Annotated in this window: 3 protein-coding genes; 1 reads left to right on the forward strand and 2 read right to left on the reverse strand. The window is 48.7% G+C overall.

Going from position 1 to position 2185, the window contains the following annotated elements; all coding sequences use genetic code 11:
- A partial coding sequence (locus WBC85_RS04090) for a hypothetical protein (protein WP_424433401.1) occupies positions 1-309 on the reverse strand: 309 nt, incomplete at its 3' end.
- A gap of 235 nt (positions 310-544) precedes the next feature.
- Here WBC85_RS04090 and WBC85_RS04095 point away from each other — a divergent pair.
- Positions 545-688 carry a hypothetical protein gene (locus WBC85_RS04095; protein WP_424433402.1) on the forward strand — a complete coding sequence of 48 codons (144 nt, stop codon included), beginning with the start codon at positions 545-547 and terminating at the stop codon, positions 686-688.
- Positions 689-1085: 397 nt separating this feature from the next.
- Here the strand turns inward: WBC85_RS04095 and WBC85_RS04100 are convergent, their stop codons facing one another.
- Positions 1086-1709, reverse strand: coding sequence for a transposase (locus tag WBC85_RS04100; RefSeq protein WP_424433403.1), 624 nt, complete (start codon positions 1707-1709; stop codon positions 1086-1088).
- Between the last annotated feature and the right edge of the window lie 476 nt (positions 1710-2185).

Consider the following 2185-nt stretch of genomic DNA (forward strand, 5'->3'; position numbering starts at 1 on the left):
AATTAACCCAGTGCCGCCGGTCGCGCCGATCCAGTAGCCAAAGAGACACCCGAGCGTCATACCAATCCAGCACACAAGCGTGCCAAGCGAAAAGCCTAGTGTTGCGCCGGCGACAGCATTTATAAGGCTCGAAGGAACCGGCAAGATCACGTCGAGGGTAAGTGCTCCTCCGATCAGCGCCGCCAAATGAGGCGCGCCAGGTGCCGTTTCGATGGCCCAATCGACAGTCTTTTCGATCTGTTCTTCGAATAGAATGAAGGGCAGGATGATCAGCAGCATCAAGGCAAGAAACAGCAAAATCCATTTCAAAACAGATGACTTCGGAGATGCCGTATTAGAATAATTCACTTTATCATCAACTCGTTGCGCTGGAAAGTCGACACGCGTGTTTTGCGGGCCGTTACACCTTTGAGGCAAAGCTTAGCGGAACCTGCACAATTTTGCTAGTGTTTGTATCTACCGACTGGCAGAACTTAATGAGCCAAAGTCACAGATCATCCCGTACACCCTAAAGGCGAGGCAAGCTGAGTAAAGCCCTACAGTTTTGTCGGAGACCGCGCTCGAGGTCGGCGTGCCACGAACGCTAAAGGCTTTTGGTGCTTTCGTTATGAACGATCTCGACGAAAGCCAGATAACTACGCTGATCGATGATGGTATCGATATCGTCGAGGATTTGAAGCAAGAGTAACGAAACCTAACATTTTGCCGCTGCTCGTTTGTCGATTTCCGCCCCGCATTGCTACCCTTGGAAGTGACCAAACGAATATTAATAACTTGAATGTCCGCTTTTAAAGTCTGCTGCTAACTAAAGGGTTTGGAGCAAACTTCCGCTTCTCTAATTGGGTGTTTAGGTCAAGCACTTTTTCCTTTGTTTTCTTGGGCCATAGTCACTCATCCGGGTCACGCTTCTCTTCACAGTCTGTTTTGGCGTTCGAATGGCGCCGCTGCATGCATGTGTCGGATTGGTAATGGAGAGCCCCGCTTTCCGGCGCGCTTCAAGTTGCGCAGCAGACATTTTCGGCTTCATCCACGAACCTCGTCCGGTGAAGACGACCCCGTTAGAATTGGGTAGTTGGCGTCTTAGATCATGCTTTACCTCCTACTTGGTCCTGACGGAACGCTGTGCCATCGATCCACTTACGATGCAGAAGAACGGCTAACTTGCGCGCAACGGTAACAACAGCTCTGCGGCGACCTTTGGTGCGCATCAACCGCATGCCCCAGAATTTGATTTGAGATCCAGCCATCGTTCGCATGAGCAATGCATTTGCTGCCGCATAAAGCGTAGCGCGAACACTTTGGTCACCTGCTTTAGATATTCGTCCCGGATTATCACGCTCACCAGATTGGTGTCGACGAGGCTTCAGACTGAAGTGTTCTGCCACCGTGCGTGATCGCTTGAACCGTGTTGGGTCATCTACGACAGCCTTGAAGGTCAGCGCCGCAATCGGTCCGACGCCCGGGACCGTCATAAATCGCATGTAAACTTCGTCATGGGTTGCTGCCCGTTTGACTCGTCGGTCCAGTTCTAAATAGTGCTGATAAAGGACCAACCGAGCGTCAAGCAATGGTATCAACGCATGTGCCAAGACATCATCCATTTCGATCATTGGTCTGACGACATTATCAAAGCTGCCATGTTTGACAGTCTTTGGCAGGCGAATTCCGAAAACTTTTAATAATCCGCGCGCCTCGTTCGCCAAATCCATTGTCTTTTATGTTTGAAGACGAAGCAGCGTTGATTCTGCAAAACTCAAAAACGTCGGTGGAATGGGATAATTCTGTTTCAATTCTTGGCCTCAAATCAATTAATAGAAATACAAAAGCAATCCCACCAAGATAGCAATTATTAAATACAGCCACTCATGAGAACTTGGCTCTGGGCCACCATAGTCGGGTGATTTTTCATATCCGCTCATTTGGTTTCTCTAACTGTCTGCCATGTTATTTCCAGTATGGCGCTGATCTTCCGCCAATGAATTGGTCCATCCTATAAGTTAGTATTTGGAGGACTTAAAATGGCTATTAAACGTCACAAACCCGAAGAGATTGTAACGAAGTTGCGCCAGGTTGATGTGCTTGTCGGGCTGTTCGTGTTCAGGGTATTTGAGACTGAAGTGGTCTAAGCTAAGAGAGACTTTGGCTCGTCTTGTTGTTGATATTATGCGGCAGTTTTGCGGTATTG

Origin of the sequence: Planktotalea sp., assembly GCF_049680325.1 — a bacterium.
Classification (GTDB): Bacteria; Pseudomonadota; Alphaproteobacteria; order Rhodobacterales; family Rhodobacteraceae; genus Planktotalea.